The organism is uncultured Capnocytophaga sp. (genome assembly GCF_937936315.1).
Lineage (GTDB): Bacteria > Bacteroidota > Bacteroidia > Flavobacteriales > Flavobacteriaceae > Capnocytophaga.
On record NZ_CALGWU010000041.1, the window covers coordinates 86,161 to 106,262 of the forward strand.

Sequence of the window (20,102 nt, forward strand, 5' to 3'; positions counted from 1 at the left end):
AAACATTATATTTTTATGAAAAAACACATCTTTACACTAGGAGCTGCTGTGCTTTTGCTCGCCTCCTGCCAAAACAATCCTTCACAAACAGCTAACACTGTAGTAAGTGAAACCGCTACTATGATGGAGAATGCTGCTGAAAAAGTAGAAGAAATGGTAACTCCTCAATTGTTAGCTACTTATGTAGGTACGCTTCCAGCTGCCGATTGTGGCGGAATGGCTACTGTTATCCACCTTTATGCCGATGACACCTATGTAAAACAAGAAAATTGCGCAAGCAAAAACTTCGAATCTAAAGAAGAAGGTAAAGTAGAACGCACTGATAAAGGTTTTACACTCGTTTCTAAAGCAGATAACCACAAATCTTTCTATATTACCAAAGGCGATAATATCGTACAAGTTGGCGAAGATGGTAAAGAACCTCAAATGGTGAAAGATTACACCCTTACCAAACAAATGTAAAACAAGATTACACTAAAACAGAGGCTATGCGATACTTTGCATAGCCTTTTTCGTATCGTTTTAAAAAATATTTTAACAAAACTTTTGCAGTTCACTTTTTTTATCTTATCTTTACCCCCCAATTAAAAAGTTTTTACGCTAACCTACTGATGGATTTAGTACGCCTCTTTGTCAAAAGAATATCATATAACCATTCTCAAAACGACGCTTTTGTGCTGATAATGCACGAATTAGAGTCCGATTTGAAGTTGCCTATCGTCATAGGTACCTTCGAGGCGCAAGCTATTGCTTTAGAGTTAGAGAGAAACATCATTCCACCACGCCCCCTCACACACGACCTCTTCAAAAACTTAGCCGATACCTTCAGTATCCAAGTGCGACGAGTAGTGATTTACAAATTAGAGGAGGGCATTTTTTATTCTAATATGCTCTGTGTGCAAAACGGCAAAGAACGCACTATCGATGCCCGTACCAGCGATGCTATTGCTATCGCATTGCGTTTCAACGCACCTATTTACACCTATAAGGAAATTGTAGAACGCGCTGGCATCTACATCCCTTTGCCTAATGAAGATAGCAAAAAACAACCTGTGAGTCCCTCCTTAGATAATGTTACCGACGATACTACTCGCAACCGTTACTCCAAATATTCGCTTAGCGAACTTAAGAAAATGCTCGGTGAATGTGTGGAAAATGAGGATTACGAAATGGCTGCTCAAGTGAGAGACGAAATTTCAAAACGTGATAATACCTTTTAAAAACAATAATAGATGGAAGAAACAATTATGAAAGTAATCCCTAGTGAAGGATTTACAATGGAGAGCTTTGGACGTGGAGTGTTAGGTATGGTAGTGATTCTCCTCATAGCATTTCTCTTTAGCAGCAACCGCCGTGCTATCAATTGGCGCACTGTAGGTATTGGCTTAAGTATACAACTACTGCTCGCTATAGGTATCCTCAAAGTAGGCTTCATTCAAAAAGCTTTTGATTTCGCTGGTAGTGTGTTCGTGTTGATATTGGATTTCACCAAAGCTGGTAGCCAGTTTCTATTGGGTAACCTGCTTGATACCAATACTTTTGGGTATATATTCGTATTCCAAGTACTACCTACTATTATCTTCTTTTCAGCGCTCACCTCTCTCTTGTTTTACTTGGGAGTTATCCAAATAGTAGTACGCGGAATGGCGTGGGCACTCTCTAAACTTCTCAATATTTCAGGAGCCGAAAGCCTTTCGGTTACAGGTAATATCTTCCTCGGTCAAACCGAAGCTCCTTTGATGATTAAGGCTTACCTCTCTAAAATGACCCGCTCCGAAATCCTCCTCGTGATGATAGGCGGTATGGCTACTGTAGCCGGTGGGGTAATGGCGGCTTATATACAATACCTCGGCGGTGATGACCCCGAAATGCGCTTGCTCTTCGCTCGTCACTTGTTAGCCGCCTCAGTAATGGCTGCTCCTGGAGCTATTGTAGTTTCCAAAATCCTCTGTCCACAAACCGAACAATTCTCTAACGATTCTCACGTATCAATGGAAAATGTAGGCTCTAATGTACTCGATGCTATCGCCAATGGTACTACCGAAGGACTTAAACTTGCTGCCAACGTAGCTGCTATGCTCCTTGTATTCGTTGCGATGATTGCGATGATCAACTATATTCTCCACTGGATGGGCTATATGGGCGACCTAAATGGTTTTATTGCTGCGAATACGCCTTATAAAGAAGGTCTTTCGCTTGAGATGATTCTCGGTACAATTTTCTCCCCTGTGATGTGGCTCATCGGGATTGCCAAAGAAGATGTGATGCTAATGGGACAATTGCTCGGGGTAAAACTCGCTTCTTCAGAGTTTGTAGCCTACACTCAATTAGGTATCCTCAAAGATATGACGAGTCAGCCACACTTGATGTACAACAAATCAATAATGATAGCTACCTATATGCTTTGTGGTTTTGCCAATTTTGCCTCTATAGGTATCCAGATAGGCGGTATAGGCGCTTTAGCTCCTAACCAACGCAAAACCCTTTCAGAATTCGGACTCAAAGCAGTACTTGGCGGTTCGTTAGCCTCCCTAATGTCAGCCACCATCGCCGGAATGATTATAGGATAATTAGAAAATAACCAATGTGTCAATTAGTCAATAAGCTAATTGACACATTTGTTTTTTACAATTTCAATTCTCCAAAAACCCTATCCCCTGAAACCTATCCCCTGAAACCTATCCCCTGAAACCTATCCCCTGACACCTGAAACCTAAAAGAAAAATGAATACTTGGAACATCATCATCGAGGGCTTTAATAAAGCCGATATTACCAAACACGAAAGTATTTTTAGCCTCGGCAATGGGGCTATGGGAATGCGTGCCAACTTTGAAGAAGATTACACGGGCGATACCCTGCAAGGCAGTTACATCGGTGGGGTCTATTACCCCGATAAAACCCGAGTAGGCTGGTGGAAAAACGGCTATCCCGAGTACTTTGCCAAAGTGCTCAACGCCCCGAGTTGGATAGGGTTACACATCAAAATCAATGGGGAATTATTAGATTTGAACACCTGCCTCGAAGTGAAAAACTTCCGCTGCCAACTCAATATGAAAGAAGGTTGGTATGAGCGTTCATTCACTGCTATGCTCCCCAATCAGCAAGAAATACAAGTGAAAGTCTTGCGTTTCCTCTCCTTGCGCTACGATGAACTCGGCGCTCTGCGCTACGAAATCACCCCCCTCACTACCGAAGCTACTATAGAAATAGAAAGTTACTTAGATAGCGGTATCAAAAATAGTGATGCTAATTGGGATGAGCGTTTTTGGAATACTTTGGAAATTTCTTCAGAAGATAACTTTGCAACGATACTTGCCGAAACTAAAAAAACAAGGTTTAAAGTGCATACTTTTATGCAAAATCAACTTTTTATAGATAATAAAGCGTTAAATATTTCTCCTAAAGAAAATAAAAAAGAGAATTATATAGGGTTGCAGTATGAAGTAAAAGTGAAGCAAAACCAAACATTTAGAATAGAAAAATACGGTGGCTATAGTAGAAGTAATGATTGCTCAACTTTAACAAAGTCTATTGCTCTTTTTGACAGCCTTTTGGAAAAACAAAAAGAAGATTGGGATCACATCTGGGAAACTTCTGATATTGTGATTGAAGGCGACGAAAAAGCCCAACAAAGTATCCGTTTTAATATCTTCCAACTCAACCAAACCTATTCTGGCAAATACGCTCACCTCAATATAGGACCTAAGGGTTTTACGGGCGAAAAGTATGGCGGTAGCACCTATTGGGATACAGAAGCCTATTGTTTGCCTTTCTATATGGCTACCAAAGGTGCTGAAGTAGCTCGCAACCTACTGATGTACCGCTACAATCAGTTGGATAAAGCGATTGAAAACGCCCAAAAACTCAGTTTTACAGGAGGGGCAGCGCTCTATCCTATGGTAACGATGAACGGCGAAGAATGCCATAACGAGTGGGAAATCACCTTTGAAGAAATCCACCGCAATGGAGCAATTGCTTTTGCGATCTACAACTATACCCGCTATACTGGCGATGAGTTCTATATCAAAGAATATGGAATAAAAGTGCTTATTGCTATAGCGCGTTTTTGGGCTCAAAGGGTCTCTTTTTCAGCAGAAAAACAAAAGTATGTAATCTTAGGTGTGACAGGACCTAATGAGTACGAAAATAATATAAACAACAATTTCTATACAAATTACCTTGCCTCTTGGTGCTTGCGTTATGCTGCCGAGCAGGTAACAACATTGCAAAAAGAAGAAATACAACAATGGCTACACATAGCCCAAAATATCTACTTGCCTTATAGTGAGAAGTATGGGGTATACTTGCAACAAGACGGTTTCCTCGATAAAGACCTCAAACCAGTGAGTGCGATTCCTGCCGAGGAGCGCCCGCTCAACCAACATTGGTCGTGGGATAGAATCCTCCGTTCGCCTTACATCAAACAAGCCGACACGCTGCAAGGTTTCTATTTCTTTGAAGACCATTTTACCAAAGAAGAACTCCAAAAACACTACGAGTTTTACGAACCTTTCACAGTACACGAGTCCTCTTTATCACCTTGTGTACACAGTGTATTAGCTTCTGCCTTAGGCAAGACCGATGAGGCTTACACCCTCTACCTCCGCACCGCCCGCCTTGATTTAGACGACTACAATAAAGAAGTTCACGAAGGCTTACACATCACCTCAATGGCAGGGACTTGGCTCAGTATTGTAGAAGGGTTTGCTGGTATGCGTGTAAAGAACGGCGAATTACACTTTACCCCCCGTCTGCCAAAACATTGGAAAAGTCTTTCCTTTAAAGTGATTTTCCAAGGAGAAACCAAAGAGATAAAACTGTAATCATTTTATGTAGGGGCGTTTTGCAAACGCCCATACAAATTGTTCTCACATACCCAGCTACGCCCACTCGCTGGCTTTACCCTAAATATCAATAATCCGCAGTTGTTGTACTTCTTCTTTCAGGTGCGCTACATCGGCTTCTAATGAGGCTATTTTCTGGTAGTTAGTAACAGGGTCGAGAAATTCAAATGAAAGATGCATCTTGCATTCCCAAATCTCTTTGATATCCTCTGCCGCTACCGATAGATGTGGAAAATCCCGATTGTCGGATCTACAATAAAGAGTCCCGTATTTTTCAAGGGTATTAGTAACGCGTTTTACAATAATCCCATCGTTTTGAGTTACTACCACGCACACCCTATTGCTGCTCAGTGCAAGCCAATCATCTACAAAGCACCCCACCACATAACTACTATCTTGCAAGGTAGGGTACATCGAGAGTCCTTTTACCTGAAACATCCTATAAGTGCCATTAGTCATATTTGGCAAACTGTAAGTAGGTAGTGATTCAATAAAGGTAATATCGTCGTAACCAGTGAGGTAACCCGCTTGTGCGCGTATAGGTACTAACGGAATCCGCTCGTTGTCTTTATCATCTACCACCACCACTTTGGGCATCAGTAGTTTGTTGGTTTTAGTTGTTGGTAGTGTGGGTTTTAGCATCTCACCCTTGCCCGTAATCAGCCATTCCAAACTCAGCTGAGGATATTTCTCTACAATCACATTCAGCTTGTCGATTCCTATATTTTTGGAAATACTATTTACATAGCCGTTAGAGACCTCTATCGTCTTTTCAAAAGCCGAAATAGAGAGTCCCTCGTGGTCTATAAATTTTTTGATACGTTCTTTTACATTCATAATCAGTGAGAAAGGTAAACAAATTTAAAGAAATTCTCTAAAATCACGGCAAAGATAGGAGGAAATTAGCAAATTAGCAAATTTGGAAATTAGTAAATTATGTTGTATTTTTGTCGCCTCAATATTATAACAAACAACTGCAAAGATTCTTTTGTAGAATGTAGTAATAATAACAAAAAGTAGGATTTATTCTCTTTAACCGCTAACAACTAAAATATTATGAGTAACCTACCAAGATATGATATAAGAATAGGTGAAACAAAACGTAGTTATGAGTTTACTAGTATAGGAATAAAAGGTAAAATAGATAAAATGGTTTCTTTCCAAGAAACAAATATAGAAAACCTATATAACTTAGGTTTCGGTGATAAAGATCCCATTACAGGAGAAATAGATGACACGATAGTAACCAATAATGGTGATACAGAAAAAGTTTTATCAACAATAGTCGGTATTGTTTTTGCTTTTACGCAAAAATTTCCAAATGTTTGGGTTTATGCTGAAGGTAGTACCCCTGCAAGAACAAGATTATACCAAATAAACATCGTAAAACATTTTGATGAACTTAAGAGAAACTTTCAATTATTATGTCTTTTAAATGGAGAATGGGAAGAATTTCGTCCTAATATTAATTATGACGCTTTTGTTGTAAGACGAAAAATGAATATCTTATGAGCACAAATAGAAAACAAATACAGAAGAAACCTAAAGTTCAAAAACCTTTAGAAGTAACTCCTTATTATACAATTATAGAAGTAGATCCTACAATTGATAAATATGCTAAAGCACCTTATTTTGCTGAAAAATTGGCACGTGTTAATGAAAAATTAGCTAAAGTAGGATTCTCACCCCTTACTAACCCCTGAAAAATGAAACCTTTCTATTCTAAAATACTCCTCTTTGGTGAGTATGGTATTATCAAAAATTCTAAAGGACTTGCTATCCCTTATAACTTCTATAAAGGGACTCTAAAAATGCTATCCGATGTACAGGATGGTAAAGAAACTACTGCTAAAAAATCAAACGAGGCACTTCGCGAATTTGCTTCTTATCTACAAACGCTTACCGAAGAAGAAAATCCTATCGTCCGCTTTAATATAGAAAAACTCAATGCCGATATCGCTGCCGGTATGTACTTTGATAGCAGTATTCCGCAAGGCTATGGCGTAGGGAGTAGCGGGGCTTTGGTAGCAGCTATTTACAGTGAATACGCTATCGACCCTATCAGTGCGATGGACAATCTTTCTCGTGAAAAACTACTGCAACTCAAAGCGATTTTCGGACGTATGGAATCCTTCTTCCACGGCACTTCCTCAGGTTTAGACCCCCTCAATAGCTATCTCAGCTTACCCATACTCATCAATTCACACGACCATATCGAGCCTACTGGCATTCCCTCCCAAATCCCTAATGGCAAAGGCGCTGTTTTTTTGCTTGATAGTGGTGTGATAGGCGAAACTGCCCCTATGGTGCGTATCTTTATGGAGAATATGAAGAATGAAGCCTTCCAAAAAATGCTGAAAGAAGAGTTTATCAAATATACCGATGCTTGTATAGACGATTTTCTCAAAGGGCGCTTCAAATCGCTTTTTGCCAATATCAAAAGCCTATCGGGTATTGTGCTCAATCACTTCAAACCGATGATTCCTAAAGAGTTTCACACCCTTTGGAAACAGGGCATTGATACGGGTGATTATTTCCTAAAACTCTGCGGATCGGGAGGCGGAGGTTATATCTTAGGATTTACTGAAGACTTAGAGAAAGCCAAACGCGCTCTCGGCAACCATAAATTAGAAGTAGTATATCAATTTTAATAATGAGTGATACAATCAAACACGAGTGCGGGATTGCTCTAATCCGCCTGCTCAAACCTCTTGATTTTTACAAAGAAAAATACGGTACAGCCTTCTATGGCATCAACAAAATGTACCTGATGCTCGAAAAACAACACAACCGCGGACAAGATGGAGCAGGACTTGCGAGTATCAAACTCGATATGCAACCTGGTGAACGCTACATCAGTAGGATACGCTCTAATGAGGCGCAACCCGTGCAAGACATCTTCACTCGCATCAACCAGCGTATCAACGAGGGGTTCAAAGCCAATCCTTCTTTGAAAGACGATGTAACCCTCCAAAAACGAGAACTCCCTTACATAGGCGAAGTGATTATGGGACACGTGCGCTATGGCACTTTTGGCAAAAATAGCATCGAGAATGTGCACCCCTTCCTGCGTGAAAACAATTGGATGTACCGTAATCTCATTATGGCGGGCAACTTCAATATGACCAACGTAAACGAGCTCTTCCAAAACCTCGTACGCCTCGGGCAACACCCTAAAGACAAAACCGATACTGTGATTGTAATGGAAGGTATTGGTCATTTTTTAGACGATGAAGTAGAAGAACTCTATCGCAAACTCAAAGAAGAAGGTTATACCAAACAAGAAGCCTCCCCTTTCATCGCCGAACGACTAAACATAGAACGCATCCTCAAACGCGCTGCCAAATATTGGGATGGTGGTTATGCAATGGAAGGAATGATAGGCAACGGAGATGCTTTTGTGCTTCGCGACCCTGCAGGTATACGTCCTGCTTTCTACTATCAAGATGAAGAAGTGGTGGTAGTAGCCTCCGAACGCCCTGCTATACAAACCGTTTTCAATGTAAAATACGAGAATATACGCGAACTCCCCCCTGGTAATGCGATTATCATTAAAAAAAGCGGAGAGACAGCTATCAAGGAAATTCTCACCCCCAAGGTACGCAAAGCCTGTTCGTTTGAACGTATTTACTTTTCTCGTGGCAGCGACCGCGATATCTACCGCGAACGCAAAATGTTGGGTAAATTGCTCTTCCCTCGTGTCGCTCAAGCGATAAATCACAATCTAAAAGATACAGTTTTTGCCTATATCCCTAACACTGCCGAAACCTCTTACTTAGGACTTATAGAAGAAGCAGAACAGTACCTCAATGAGCAGAAAGCCAAACAGTTGGCAGTAGCCGAAAAATCCGAAATTCCCGCAATTCTCTCTCAAAAAGTACGCACCGAAAAGGTGGCTATCAAAGATGTGAAACTGCGCACTTTTATCACCGAAGATAGCAGTCGCGACGACCTTGTGGCACACGTATACGATATTACCTATGGCTCAGTACAAAAAGGCGATAATTTGGTGATTATAGACGATAGTATCGTGCGCGGAACAACCCTCAAGAAGAGTATTTTGAGTATATTAGGGCGTTTAGAACCTAAGAAGATAATAATAGTGTCTTCAGCTCCTCAAATCCGCTATCCCGATTGTTATGGTATTGATATGGCGCGTTTAGAAGATTTGGTAGCCTTCCAAGCGGCTTTAGCTTTGCATAAAGAACGCGGTACGTATCACATCATAAAAGAAGTATATGAAAAGTGTCTCACCCAAGTAGCACTAAGTGATGACAAAGTAGTGAATTATGTAAAAGAAGTGTATGCCCCTTTCACCGATGAAGAAATTTCGGATAAAATAAGAGATTTGCTTTTGCCTAATGACTTTACCTCAGAAGTAGAAGTGATATTCCAAACAGTAGACAGTTTGCATAAAGCCTGCCCCGAAAACCTCGGAGATTGGTATTTCACCGGTGATTACCCCACCGATGGCGGTAATCGCGTTGTAAATCGCGCCTTTATCAATTTCTACGAAGGCAATAAAGAACGCGCTTATTAACTTTATGAAAGATGTTATAATAAAAAAAGTCAGCTTTTAAGCTGACTTTTTTATTTATTGTATCATTTCCCAGAGTTTGTCTTTGAGTTGCTGGATGCCTTTGCCTGCTACCGATGAGATGAATAAGAAAGGTGTATCGCCCAATCCTGCGGCTACTTCTTGACGAATGGCTTCGGTGAGTTCGTCGTCGAGCATATCTGCTTTTGAAATGGTTATGAGGCGATCTTTATCTAATAGTTCGGGGTTGTATTCTTTGAGTTCGTTGAGCAAGATATGGTATTCTTCTATGATATCCTTGCTGTCGGCAGGGATGAGGAATAGCAATACCGAGTTGCGCTCTATATGTCGCAAGAAGTAATGCCCTAACCCTTTGCCCTCGGCAGCGCCCTCTATAATCCCAGGGATATCGGCTACTACAAACGATTGATAATCGCGGTTTTGCACAATACCCAAATTGGGTTTTAACGTTGTGAATGGATAATCGCCTATTTTGGGCTTGGCAGAAGTTATTACTGATAACAATGTAGATTTGCCCGCATTGGGGAAGCCTACAAAGCCTACATCGGCTAATACTTTTAACTCTAAAAGCAACTCGCGTTCTTCACCAGGGAGACCTGGTTGGGCGTAGCGTGGGGTTTGATTGGTAGCTGTGCGGAAATGCCAGTTGCCTAATCCCCCTTTGCCACCGCGGAGTGCGATGATTTCTTGCCCGTCTTCAGTAATTTCAAAGAGCACCTCTTCGGTTTCAGCATCTTTAACAATGGTTCCTAAGGGGACTTCTAAAGTGATATCTTTACCGTCGGCACCGAAACTGCGATTGGCACCTCCTGCTTCACCGTGTTCGGCGCGGAAGTGCTGTTGGAACTTGAAGTGTATGAGAGTCCAGAGGTGTTTGTTGCCACGCAAGATAATGTGTCCTCCACGACCGCCATCGCCTCCATCAGGACCTCCTTTGGGTACAAATTTTTCGCGGTGTAGGTGCATAGAACCTGCGCCTCCTTTGCCAGAGGCGGCGTATATCTTTACGTAGTCGGTGAAATTGCCTTCGGTCATTGGGGATTATTCAGCTTTAATTTTGTCGATAGTTTCAGAGAGGCGGGTGGTAATCTCTTCGATAGTACCAATGCCATCAACTGCGTGATATTTGTCTTGTGCTTGATAGAAAGCGATAAGGGGAGCAGTTTTTTCGTTGTATTCGGTGAAACGATTGCGTATTTTCTCTTCGTCTTGGTCATCGGTGCGACCGCTCACTTTGCCACGCTCTACTAATCGTTTGATGAGAATTTCGTCATCAGCTTCTAAAGCAAGAGTGCCGTGAATGCGCATTCCTTTAGAAGTTAAGAAAGCGTCGAGAGCTTCGGCTTGTGCAATGGTACGAGGAAAGCCGTCAAAGATAAATCCTTCGGCATTAGGGTTCTTTTCAACTTCCTCTTGTAGCATTTGTATAGTAACTTCATCGGGTACAAGGTCACCTTTATCCATATATGATTGTGCAAGCTTGCCGAGTTTTGTTTCGTTCTTGATATTGTAGCGGAAAATATCGCCGGTAGAGATGTGTACTAAGTTGTATTTATCTTTCAAAAATGCGGCTTGGGTGCCTTTGCCAGCCCCTGGTTTGCCGAAAAGTACTAAATTTGTCATAGTTAATGAAGTGTTTAATTGATATACTTGAGGTAGGTTGCGTGCTATCTCATCGAAATCTAAGCCGTAGCCCACGATAAAGCGGTTAGGGATAGGCTTACCTACATAGTCTATTTTGAGGTCTTTTTTGTAAGCATCGGGTTTGAAGAATAGGGTAGCCACGCGGAAAGATTTTACCTTTTGGTTTTCAAATAGTCGGTAAATTTCTTCTAAGGTATTACCAGTGTCGATAATATCTTCTAATATTACCACATCGCGTCCTTCCACTGGGGTAGAAAGCCCAATGAGTTGGTGTATTTTTCCAGTAGACTGGGTGCCTTGGTAGGATGCCATTTTCACGAATGATATTTCGCATTCGCCTTTGTAGTGCCTTAGAAAGTCGGCAGCAAACATAAAAGAGCCGTTGAGTATGGCGATGAAAATAGGGCGAGACTCTTGCAAATCTTGATATACCTCACTTGCCATTCGTTCATTGATTTGGTTGAGTTCTTCTGCAGATACGTAAGGCTCAAAGGTCTTATCGTGTAATTTTATCAGTTCCATTGTTTAGGTGTTATGTTTAGTCGTTAGGGTGTTACAGGGAGGAGTTAGTGTGCTAACTTCTTTATTATCTTTTACATCTTATTGAAATAAAATGCAAAGGTAATCATTTTTAATAAATGCACAATAATTGTGCCTATAATATATCTTGAAGAGTATAAAATAAATTGGCGCGGGTTAAAAACTCGCGCCAAATGATATTTTGAAAACTGTGTGACTGAAAATGCTACAATGCTGTTGCAAAAGCTAAAAGCCCAAAGATAATCCCAGGGGCATTGGCAATGGCAACAGGATAATCGCGTTTGGGTTTCTTCAGTAAACCATAAGCTACCCAAAGTGAGCAGTTAATCGCTGCCACCAAAGGCTGTATAGGGTTGCCTTTGTGTCCAGCAAGATTGTCACTAATCTGTGGAATATATGATACATACATTCCTATAGCAGTAGCGGTAGCTACCCAGCCTAAAATAGTAAAAAGTTTTCCGTTTTCCATTTTATTATTTAATTTGTATGATTTTTAGAATACAAAGGTAATGATTTTCATTGAATAACCAACTGTTATCCTAATAATTTTGTGTGAGTGATGGGTTCTTATCCATTACATCTTTAGGGAAAGGAACGATATACATAGGGGAGTTAGGAGGTAGGGTATAAGTGCGTTGGGGTACAGTGGTATTCACCAAAGGGAAAGTGCGTTGCAAAGTTTTAGCGTAAGCAGGCTCGGTGTTCAATCGTTTTAAATCGAAAAAGCGATTAAAGCCCATAGCTAGCTCTCGGCGACGCTCATCGATGATGAGTTTTACCGTTTCCTCGGTGTTAGCAGGGGTTGCAAGGGCTGAGCCACTGCCTTTCACACGCTTGCTACGAAGGGTGTTTACGGTTTGTATAGCCCCGTTGAGGTCGCCTAAGCGCGCTTGGCATTCAGCCATAGTAAGATACATTTCGCCTGTTTTCATTCCTACGGTAGGGTAGAAGAATTTGGTAGAGACCATATCCCAGTTGGCTGCACCTGAACCTATATCGGCATAGCGGTGGTTTTTCTTAAAAAATAGCTTGAAGCGCATATCGTTTGTTGCATCAAAAAGATTGCAAAACTCAGGACTCACAGGGTAAACCCACCAAACATTCATTTCGGTATGTCCATTCATATAGGCTAAGTTGAGCACTTCGGGGTTTTTATCTATGGTGATATTGGTAGGGTTAGTTTCATAAGCTACCATATCTATCAGTTGGTTGTTGTACGACAGACTCTTTTGGGCTGCTGCCAATGCTTGCTGGTATTCTCTTCTGAATAGATGCACTCTGGCTTTCAGTGCATAACCGAAAGCTAAAGAGGGGTGGTATACATTCACAGGCTGTGTTTGCAAGAGAGGCAAGGCTGCCTCGATATCTTCTTGAATAAAGTCGTACACTTCTTTTACGCTAGCTTTAGCAGGTTGTGCTTCTAAATCGAACTCGCGCATTAAGCACACCCCGCCATCGGTAGCTGCTGTAGCTGGGTTGTAGCCTTTGGCATAAACGTTTATCAGCATAAAGTAATCAAAAGCTCTTAGCAAGCGGGCTTCGGCTTTGGCACGTGCTTTTAGTGAGGCATCGCCTTTGGCATTATCAACGGTAGAGATAATCATATTCCATCTGCCGATATAGCTATACACGTTGTTATAAAAAGCTGATGACTCAATGTAATCGGCACGAGGGGCACTTTCCTCATAATAGAAGTTGATGCTGTTTAGATCGGGACTTTTCCCAACGATGCTACTCTCTTTCACCCAATTGTCGTCTACCAAAGCACGAAAGTTGAAAGGAGAGTAGTTTTTAGAGGGAAGTACTACCAAATCGTAGTATTCCTCAGCAGTGTTGATTATCTTTTCACCTTTAGGGGTAAGGTCGGTATATTTTTCGCAAGCACAGAAAAACAATGCGCTGAATATTATTGTGGTTATGATTCTTTTCATTGTAAAATTATTAAGGTATAAAAACTGCCTGCCGTGCTACGGCCGGCTAAAAGCTAAGTGACAAGCCAAAAAGAGCAGTGGTTGCTATAGGCAAAGAGCGTGTTCCAGTATTGAGATTATAAGCTTCGGGGTCTATGTCGTCGCCAGCGGCACACCAAGTGAACAAGTTGTTGAGCTGAGCGGTAACTTTAGCGTTTTGCAAGCGCAATTTCTCACAAATATCTTTAGGGATATAGCAAGCAAACACCACATTGCGCCATTTGAGATAATCGGCATTTACCACGTGGTTGTCGCCGTATTGCCAAAAGGTGTTCACCGTGTTGGCGGTACGTCTCAAAGCGGCTGGATAGTCAAACGACATACGCGGCATATCCGTGGGGTTAGTCGCTGTCCAACGCTGTTTGATATCATGGTGGGTTTCGCTTTCTTGGTTGATAGAATAGGTATCTTTGCGAAGTTTATGTCCTCCAGCATATACAAACATTGTGGAGAGTTCAAAAACTTTGTAGCGCAGTTGCAAGTTGAGCGCCCCATTGAAAGTAGGATTCATTGTTCCTAATTTCACAAGAGCATCTTCATTTTTGATATCTTTTATAGTAGGTATGCCATTGGCATCGAAAGTAGTGTTAGGATTGCCATTCTCGTCTAAATAAATAGGGTAACCATTAACGGTTTCCTTATATCGGTAAGCGTATAGCGAGTTGAAATCATCGCCTTGATGGTAGTAATACAAGGGGTTACGCGCGTATTCCACGGCACTGGTAGGCTTACTACTCACTTTTTCAATGGTATTTTTGTTGTAGGCAAAGGTAGTTCCTACACTAAGTTGCAAATCGTCAGCCAATTTGCGAGTAGCATTCAAACTTACTTCTATTCCTTTGTTTAGCAAAGCTCCGTTGTTGATCAGGCGTCGTTGAGCTCCTACCGTAGGGTCTAGTTCAGTGAGTACCAATAGGTCAGAACTATAACGGCGGTAGAGGTCGATACTTCCTGAGAACCAATGCCATACACCAAAATCAATACCTATATTAGCAGTTTCAGTCTTTTCCCAACGCAATTTAGGGTTAGGCAAATCGGTATCATTGATCAGTAAATACTGTTGGCTAGGATAAGCACCGCGTACGTCGGTAAGCAAGCGTCCGCGCAAGAAAGGGGAGGTAGTTTGATCTACATTTCCACTGATCCCATAAGTGAGGCGGAGTTTCAACAAATCAATATCATTTATATTGAAGAAGTTTTCGCGGTGTACATTCCAGCTACCCCCTACTGACCATAGCGGACGGTATTTGTATTTAGGGTCTGCGCCAAACATATCTGCTTGATCTATACGCACACTCCCTGTAAGGTTGTATTTCTGGCGATATGAGTAACCAAAATTGCTGTAGAAAGAAATGAAGCGGTGTTTGGTTTCGCTATGCTGATTGCGGTTTAACGATAGTGATTGCCTGCCATAGAGATAAGAAGTTACTCCAGGGTTGTAGAGGTCTTTCCAATTAAGGGTAGGGAAAGAGAGAGTTTGCTCATCATAACCATAATGAGCTTCAGCAATATTGCGCGGGGTATAGTGTTGGCGCATCTCAAAACCTACCAAAGCCATTACATTGTGCGCTTCGGCAAAAGTGCGGTTGAAATCTAACTGCTGACGGAAGGTATAGTGCTGTGTTTGTTTTTTTAGCTGTTCGTAATAACCTCCTTCGGGCAGTTCTGAGGAGAATTTTTGAGTAGTAGCGTCTTGTTTTACCAATTGGTTATGGCGCAAACGCATATAATAAGTATCTTTACCTAAGAAAGTTTCACTGTCGAAGGTATTCAGTTCGTACTGAAAATAACTTTGATATTGCAACCCTTTGAGTATAGATACTTGCAGATTTACAAACGGACGCAAGTTGAGAGTGTGTTGCTTTTGGTGTTCCTGCGCTATAGATTCCAATAAATTGAAGCTATAGGAGCGGAAAGCATCGTTGCCGGCAATTTGTTCTAAAATATGACCATTGATAGGGGCTACTAAATTGAACCCTGCATACGGATTGGTACCTAATACTGAGGTGTAACGAGCTTGCCCCAGCGGATTGATATAGCTGTAGCGCATTGGTTCGGCTACAGCATCAATAGCAGTATATCTGCCATTCAGTCCTATGGTGCTTTTTAGCCAAGGGGTAAGCTGATAAGTGTTTTTTAAATAGAGGTTGAGTGCACGGGTCTTTTCGGTAACGATGCGCTCATCGGTGTCTTCATATTGCAAGGAAGCGTAATTTTGACTGCGGTTATTACCACTTTCTACGCTTATATTATAGCGTTTGCTGATGATAGGTTGCCATACATAGCGCTTGAAGTCGCGGAGGTAATCGCGGTTGCGCCAAGTGTTGAGAGTGTTATTCACCTCTTGTGCGCTGAGTTTTCCTTTGGCTTGGTCGCGGTAGAGCTGGAAGAGAGGCGAGTAGTATCGCACGGTTTGTCTGCCTCCAATTTCTCCATACGAAGCAAAAAGATTGTCTACATTGCTATTGCTATCCGCTAATTTACTTTGGTAGAAAGCGGTTTCGAGGTCGATAAGGTCGGAAGTAGAAGCGTAGCGCATACGGTCTACATTGGGTTTAAAGGTATAAGAAAGATCGGTATTCACGTTGATACGCAACCCGTTATGCAATCCTTTTTTGGTGACAATCACAATCACGCCATTGGCAGCCCGCACCCCGTAGATAGCGGTAGCAGCAGCATCTTTTAGTACAGTTACTGATTCTATATCTTGTGGGTTGATGTTCTCTAATGGAATATCAGTAGGGATATTGTCTATCACAACGAGAGGGGTATACCCTACATTGCCCGAGAAAGTGCCTACACCGCGCAAGATAGGAACTTCTTTACCCGTAGAAGGGTCTTTTGTGAAGCGCAAACCTGCCACTTGCCCTTCTATAACATCTTTGAGAGTAGCATTGATTTGCCGATTGATTTGCGAAGGTTTGATTTCGGTATACGCCGAAGTAGTTCCTGACTTGCGAAGATTTTGGTAGCCAGTAGCTACTACATCAACTGATGACAGTTGTATGATACTGTCCTTAGGAGTGACGGGTGTCTGCCCCATTGCCATACCACAAGGCAAGAGTGCGCACGCGATTAGATATTTTTTCATAAATATTAGTTATTAGTGGGTTAGTAGTAAAAAGTTAAGAGTTAAAGGTTTTTAGAAGCGGCAAAAGTAGTAAATAGAAGTGAAGTGTACAAATTATTTTAAAGTAAACTAAATAAAAAACTTTGTAAAAATCTTAAAACGTAAGCTATAGATTTTGACAAAGTTTATTAAGGTAAAATTGACGTAGAGATTTAAAAAAACCTCTTCTCGTCTTTTTACTGTATTTTACTAATTATCAACTAAGGAAGTATCTCTCCTACTGCGATATCGCAACGGTGACCTGGTTGTCCGTGTGGTGGATTGGGTTTACCCGAAAACCCTAGCTCGGTAGTGCCCGTGTGTTGTTGTGCTTGTTGAGGGTCGATTACAATTTGTTGTTGAGTTACTTGTGGTTGAGCAGCAGCAGGTTGAGCAGCAGGTTTGCTGTTCAGGGGTGCTCCTACAGGTATATCACAACGATGACCTGGTTGTCCATGAGGAGGGTTGAGTTTTTCCCCCTTAGCTCCTACATAATTTTGTTGAGTTTGAGGCTGTACTTGCATTACTTGCTGAGGCACCCCACCCGAAACTACTGGCATAACTTCATTTTCACCTACAGGCTTCACCTGTGAAACAGCACTCCCATCGTTAGGCAGTGGTGCGCCCACGGCAATATCACAGCGGTGTCCTGGCTGTCCATGAGGTGGATTGAGTGTTACCCCCCCTTGGCTAGCGGGTAAAGAAGGTTGTACTATATTGTTATTTAACTGACTAAAAGGATTATTTTCGTTTGATTTATCTCGTTGTGCCTCAGCCAACTCTGTATTAGCAAAAGCATCTTCGGCAACAGCTATTTCTTGAGGTGTGTTTTGGCAGGCTATGAAAGCAAGCCCTAAAAAAGACATTGTTATAAAGCGTGTATTCATTTTATGATTTTTTTTAGATTGCAAAAATACAAAACAATTGATAATTAGCAATTAATAATTAACATTTTTAACAGCCCCCTAACATCAAACTCAATTTTTAAAATTCACCATTCAAGAGAACAAATCTTTTGGTTCCAAAAAAATCTTAGCTCTAAATTTCGCTCTTAACTATCAAAATCTCTTCGATAAAAAAAATACACAACCAATTAATAATCAATACCATAAAAGTCCTTCTAAAAAAAAGATGTTAAAAAATTGCTGTTATCTCAAAAATTATTCCTAATATTGACGGCTCAAATCAGTTACGAGTTACAAATTACGAATGACGAAATATACCTTACATAAGAACTTATATGGGCACAAGGCTTTGTACTTTTGCGCACTTCTACTTATCTGTTACTTATTACCTGCTACTTATTACCTATTGCCTGCCCAAACGCTTCAAGAGATTTGGACTAAGGGCACCTTCTACCCTGAACGTATGTTCAACCTCAAAGCACTGAAAAACACCCCTCAATACACTGTATTAGAGTACAACCGCGAGAAACGCGCTCAGGAAATCAATCTCTACGATTTTGCAACGCTCACCAAAGTGCAAACCCTCTTTCAAACTAACGATAGAGTGAATCGCATTGAGGGTTACGAATTTACTGCCGATGAAAAAAAACTGCTTATTGCCACTCGCAAAGAGGATATCTACCGCCATTCATTTATAGCTGATTATTTCCTATACGACCTCGCTACTGGCGACCTTAAAAAAGTGAGCGACAAACGCATACAAGTCCCCACTTTTTCACCTAACGGCAAACAATTAGCTTTTGTATACGAAAACAACCTCTATTTATACGACCTCGCTACTGGCGAAGAAACCCAAATCACTATCGATGGACAAAAGAATGCTATTATCAACGGTACTGCCGATTGGGTGTATGAAGAAGAGTTCGGGATTGTGAAACTCTTTGCTTGGAATGCCGATGGCAGTCAGTTAGCTTTTATACGTTCAGATGAACGCAAAGTCCCTGAATTTTCAATGGACATCTACGGTTACGACCTCTACCCTACCCCTTATAAATTTAAGTATCCTAAAGCAGGTGAAGCCAATTCGGCAGTGAGTTTGCACATCTATACTGTGGCTAACCAATCGGTAACTGAAATACCGCTCAACGCTTATTATATCCCACGTTTGCAATGGACAAACGACCCTCACAAACTCACAGTGCAGACCCTCAACCGCCACCAAAACGATTGGCAGTTAGTGCAAGTGAACAGTCACACTAAAGAGACTGCTACTTTGGTAAAGGAAACCAGCGCTACTTATGTGAGTATCAATAAGGATATACTATTTTTGCCTGATAATAGTTTCATTTACCAATCGGAAAAAGATGGATACAACCATTTTTACTATTGCAACGCCAAAGGAAAATTGGTGCGCCAGCTCACTCGTGGCAACTGGGAAGTAACCGATTGTTATGGTTATGACCCTAAAACCCAACAGTTGTTCTATCAGTCTACCCAAATAGGTTCTACCCGCCGAGGACTCTACGCAGTGAGCCTCAAAGGCAAAGCCCCTCGCGCACTCTCTACGGAGGCAGGCACGAACAAAGGCACCTTTAGCGGGGATTTCTCTATGTATATTCACGCTTTTGCGAATGCCACTACCCCTCCGTGCTATACGCTGAACGACACCAAAAGCGGCAAACAACTCAAAGAAATCATTACCAATACCGAATATACCCAGCGACTCAAAGCGTATAATTTGCCCGAAAAAGAGTTTATGGAACTGAAAACTGCCAAAGGCACTTTCAACGCTTATATGCTGAGACCTAAGGATTTCGACCCTAAAAAGCAATACCCCCTATTGATGTACCAATACTCAGGACCTGGCTCACAAGAAGTAGCCGACCAATGGTGGGATATGAACGACTTTTGGCACGCATCGCTCACACAAAAAGGCTATATAGTGCTATGTGTAGACGGTAGAGGCACAGGTTACAAAGGCGCTGATTTTAAGAAATGTACCTATCAGCAATTGGGTAAATATGAAGTTGAAGATCAAGCCGATATCGCTCAGCTCGTAGGCAATTATTCTTATATCGACAAGAGCAGAATAGGAATATGGGGTTGGAGTTTTGGAGGTTTTATGTCGTCTAACTGTCTGTTTCAAAAAGGCGATATATTTAAAATGGCAATAGCAGTAGCCCCTGTTACCAATTGGCGTTTTTACGACACTATTTACACCGAGCGTTTTATGCGTACCCCTCAAGAAAATGCCAAGGGTTACGACGAAAATTCACCCTTGTTTCACGCTGCCAAACTCAAAGGAAAATACCTGCTTATTCACGGTAGTGCCGACGACAATGTACACGTGCAAAACGCAATGGTGCTGATAGAAACTTTAGTGAGTTTGCAAAAAGATTTCGATTGGCTCATTTATCCTGATAAGAACCACGGAATTTACGACAACACTGGCAGCACACGCTTTCAGTTATACACAAAAATGACGAATTTTATTGAACAAAATTTATAAACAAACCTTAATTTATTAATAA

At 41.4% G+C, this 20,102-nt stretch carries 16 protein-coding genes; 9 read left to right on the plus strand and 7 right to left on the minus strand.

Features of this window, described 5'->3' with window-relative positions:
- Positions 1 to 15: 15 nt before the first annotated feature.
- The 4 genes from Q0162_RS08145 (at position 16) to Q0162_RS08160 (ending at position 4,824) form a co-directional block, all read left to right on the plus strand.
- Positions 16 to 462 (plus strand): copper resistance protein NlpE, encoded by a 447-nt coding sequence (locus Q0162_RS08145; RefSeq protein ID WP_297890862.1) that lies wholly within the window; start codon positions 16 to 18, stop codon positions 460 to 462.
- A 149-nt stretch (positions 463 to 611) separates the two neighbouring features.
- Positions 612 to 1,220 carry a bifunctional nuclease family protein gene (locus Q0162_RS08150; protein ID WP_297890863.1) on the plus strand — a complete coding sequence of 203 codons (609 nt, stop codon included), beginning with the start codon at positions 612 to 614 and terminating at the stop codon, positions 1,218 to 1,220.
- A 12-nt stretch (positions 1,221 to 1,232) separates the two neighbouring features.
- Positions 1,233 to 2,570, plus strand: coding sequence for a nucleoside transporter C-terminal domain-containing protein (locus Q0162_RS08155; protein ID WP_095901694.1), 1,338 nt, complete (start codon positions 1,233 to 1,235; stop codon positions 2,568 to 2,570).
- A 154-nt stretch (positions 2,571 to 2,724) separates the two neighbouring features.
- Positions 2,725 to 4,824 (plus strand): family 65 glycosyl hydrolase domain-containing protein, encoded by a 2,100-nt coding sequence (locus tag Q0162_RS08160; protein WP_297890864.1) that lies wholly within the window; start codon positions 2,725 to 2,727, stop codon positions 4,822 to 4,824.
- Positions 4,825 to 4,905: 81 nt separating this feature from the next.
- Here Q0162_RS08160 and Q0162_RS08165 read toward each other — a convergent pair whose 3' ends face one another.
- Complete coding sequence (locus tag Q0162_RS08165) at positions 4,906 to 5,682, minus strand: S24 family peptidase (RefSeq protein ID WP_297890865.1); 777 nt, start codon at positions 5,680 to 5,682, stop codon at positions 4,906 to 4,908.
- A 219-nt stretch (positions 5,683 to 5,901) separates the two neighbouring features.
- On the opposite strand from Q0162_RS08165, the gene Q0162_RS08170 reads away from it, so the two are divergent.
- Genes Q0162_RS08170 through Q0162_RS08185 form a run of 4 tightly spaced genes read left to right on the plus strand, consistent with a single transcriptional unit; the run spans position 5,902 to position 9,385 of the window.
- Positions 5,902 to 6,357 carry a hypothetical protein gene (locus tag Q0162_RS08170; RefSeq protein ID WP_281638600.1) on the plus strand — a complete coding sequence of 152 codons (456 nt, stop codon included), beginning with the start codon at positions 5,902 to 5,904 and terminating at the stop codon, positions 6,355 to 6,357.
- A complete protein-coding gene (locus Q0162_RS08175) occupies positions 6,354 to 6,548 on the plus strand; it encodes a hypothetical protein (protein ID WP_002677922.1) in 195 nt (64 codons plus the stop codon). Before Q0162_RS08170 ends, Q0162_RS08175 begins: the two co-directional genes overlap by 4 nt.
- A gap of 3 nt (positions 6,549 to 6,551) precedes the next feature.
- On the plus strand, positions 6,552 to 7,496 hold the full coding sequence (locus Q0162_RS08180) for a mevalonate kinase (protein ID WP_297890866.1): 945 nt from the start codon (positions 6,552 to 6,554) through the stop codon (positions 7,494 to 7,496).
- A gap of 2 nt (positions 7,497 to 7,498) precedes the next feature.
- Positions 7,499 to 9,385, plus strand: coding sequence for an amidophosphoribosyltransferase (locus Q0162_RS08185; RefSeq protein WP_297890867.1), 1,887 nt, complete (start codon positions 7,499 to 7,501; stop codon positions 9,383 to 9,385).
- 54 nt (positions 9,386 to 9,439) lie between these two features.
- Here the strand turns inward: Q0162_RS08185 and obgE are convergent, their stop codons facing one another.
- The 6 genes from obgE to Q0162_RS08215 form a co-directional block, all read right to left on the minus strand.
- Positions 9,440 to 10,438, minus strand: a complete 999-nt coding sequence (gene obgE / locus Q0162_RS08190; RefSeq protein ID WP_297890868.1) for a GTPase ObgE — start codon at positions 10,436 to 10,438, stop codon at positions 9,440 to 9,442.
- Positions 10,439 to 10,444: 6 nt separating this feature from the next.
- Positions 10,445 to 11,569 carry an adenylate kinase gene (locus tag Q0162_RS08195; protein ID WP_297890870.1) on the minus strand — a complete coding sequence of 375 codons (1,125 nt, stop codon included), beginning with the start codon at positions 11,567 to 11,569 and terminating at the stop codon, positions 10,445 to 10,447.
- A gap of 223 nt (positions 11,570 to 11,792) precedes the next feature.
- Positions 11,793 to 12,056, minus strand: a complete 264-nt coding sequence (locus tag Q0162_RS08200) for a SemiSWEET family transporter (protein WP_002677774.1) — start codon at positions 12,054 to 12,056, stop codon at positions 11,793 to 11,795.
- A gap of 70 nt (positions 12,057 to 12,126) precedes the next feature.
- Complete coding sequence (locus Q0162_RS08205) at positions 12,127 to 13,518, minus strand: RagB/SusD family nutrient uptake outer membrane protein (protein WP_297890871.1); 1,392 nt, start codon at positions 13,516 to 13,518, stop codon at positions 12,127 to 12,129.
- Positions 13,519 to 13,564: 46 nt separating this feature from the next.
- Positions 13,565 to 16,606 carry a SusC/RagA family TonB-linked outer membrane protein gene (locus Q0162_RS08210; RefSeq protein WP_367272170.1) on the minus strand — a complete coding sequence of 1,014 codons (3,042 nt, stop codon included), beginning with the start codon at positions 16,604 to 16,606 and terminating at the stop codon, positions 13,565 to 13,567.
- Positions 16,607 to 16,887: 281 nt separating this feature from the next.
- Entirely contained in the window at positions 16,888 to 17,553 is a 666-nt protein-coding gene (locus tag Q0162_RS08215) for a hypothetical protein (protein ID WP_297890873.1), read from the minus strand.
- Between the two features lie 322 nt (positions 17,554 to 17,875).
- On the opposite strand from Q0162_RS08215, the gene Q0162_RS08220 reads away from it, so the two are divergent.
- On the plus strand, positions 17,876 to 20,080 hold the full coding sequence (locus Q0162_RS08220; RefSeq protein WP_297890874.1) for a S9 family peptidase: 2,205 nt from the start codon (positions 17,876 to 17,878) through the stop codon (positions 20,078 to 20,080).
- Positions 20,081 to 20,102 lie beyond the last annotated feature (22 nt).

Bases quoted from the DNA above. Each gene is read 5' to 3' on its own strand.
- Q0162_RS08145 (WP_297890862.1), top strand. From the start codon at position 16: ATGAAAAAACACATCTTTACACTAGGAGCTGCTGTGCTTTTGCTCGCC.
- Q0162_RS08150 (WP_297890863.1), top strand. From the start codon at position 612: ATGGATTTAGTACGCCTCTTTGTCAAAAGAATATCATATAACCATTCT.
- Q0162_RS08155 (WP_095901694.1), top strand. From the start codon at position 1,233: ATGGAAGAAACAATTATGAAAGTAATCCCTAGTGAAGGATTTACAATG.
- Q0162_RS08160 (WP_297890864.1), top strand. From the start codon at position 2,725: ATGAATACTTGGAACATCATCATCGAGGGCTTTAATAAAGCCGATATT.
- Q0162_RS08165 (WP_297890865.1), bottom strand. From the start codon at position 5,682: ATGAATGTAAAAGAACGTATCAAAAAATTTATAGACCACGAGGGACTC.
- Q0162_RS08170 (WP_281638600.1), top strand. From the start codon at position 5,902: ATGAGTAACCTACCAAGATATGATATAAGAATAGGTGAAACAAAACGT.
- Q0162_RS08175 (WP_002677922.1), top strand. From the start codon at position 6,354: ATGAGCACAAATAGAAAACAAATACAGAAGAAACCTAAAGTTCAAAAA.
- Q0162_RS08180 (WP_297890866.1), top strand. From the start codon at position 6,552: ATGAAACCTTTCTATTCTAAAATACTCCTCTTTGGTGAGTATGGTATT.
- Q0162_RS08185 (WP_297890867.1), top strand. From the start codon at position 7,499: ATGAGTGATACAATCAAACACGAGTGCGGGATTGCTCTAATCCGCCTG.
- obgE (WP_297890868.1), bottom strand. From the start codon at position 10,438: ATGACCGAAGGCAATTTCACCGACTACGTAAAGATATACGCCGCCTCT.
- Q0162_RS08195 (WP_297890870.1), bottom strand. From the start codon at position 11,569: ATGGAACTGATAAAATTACACGATAAGACCTTTGAGCCTTACGTATCT.
- Q0162_RS08200 (WP_002677774.1), bottom strand. From the start codon at position 12,056: ATGGAAAACGGAAAACTTTTTACTATTTTAGGCTGGGTAGCTACCGCT.
- Q0162_RS08205 (WP_297890871.1), bottom strand. From the start codon at position 13,518: ATGAAAAGAATCATAACCACAATAATATTCAGCGCATTGTTTTTCTGT.
- Q0162_RS08210 (WP_367272170.1), bottom strand. From the start codon at position 16,606: ATGGCAATGGGGCAGACACCCGTCACTCCTAAGGACAGTATCATACAA.
- Q0162_RS08215 (WP_297890873.1), bottom strand. From the start codon at position 17,553: ATGAATACACGCTTTATAACAATGTCTTTTTTAGGGCTTGCTTTCATA.
- Q0162_RS08220 (WP_297890874.1), top strand. From the start codon at position 17,876: ATGACGAAATATACCTTACATAAGAACTTATATGGGCACAAGGCTTTG.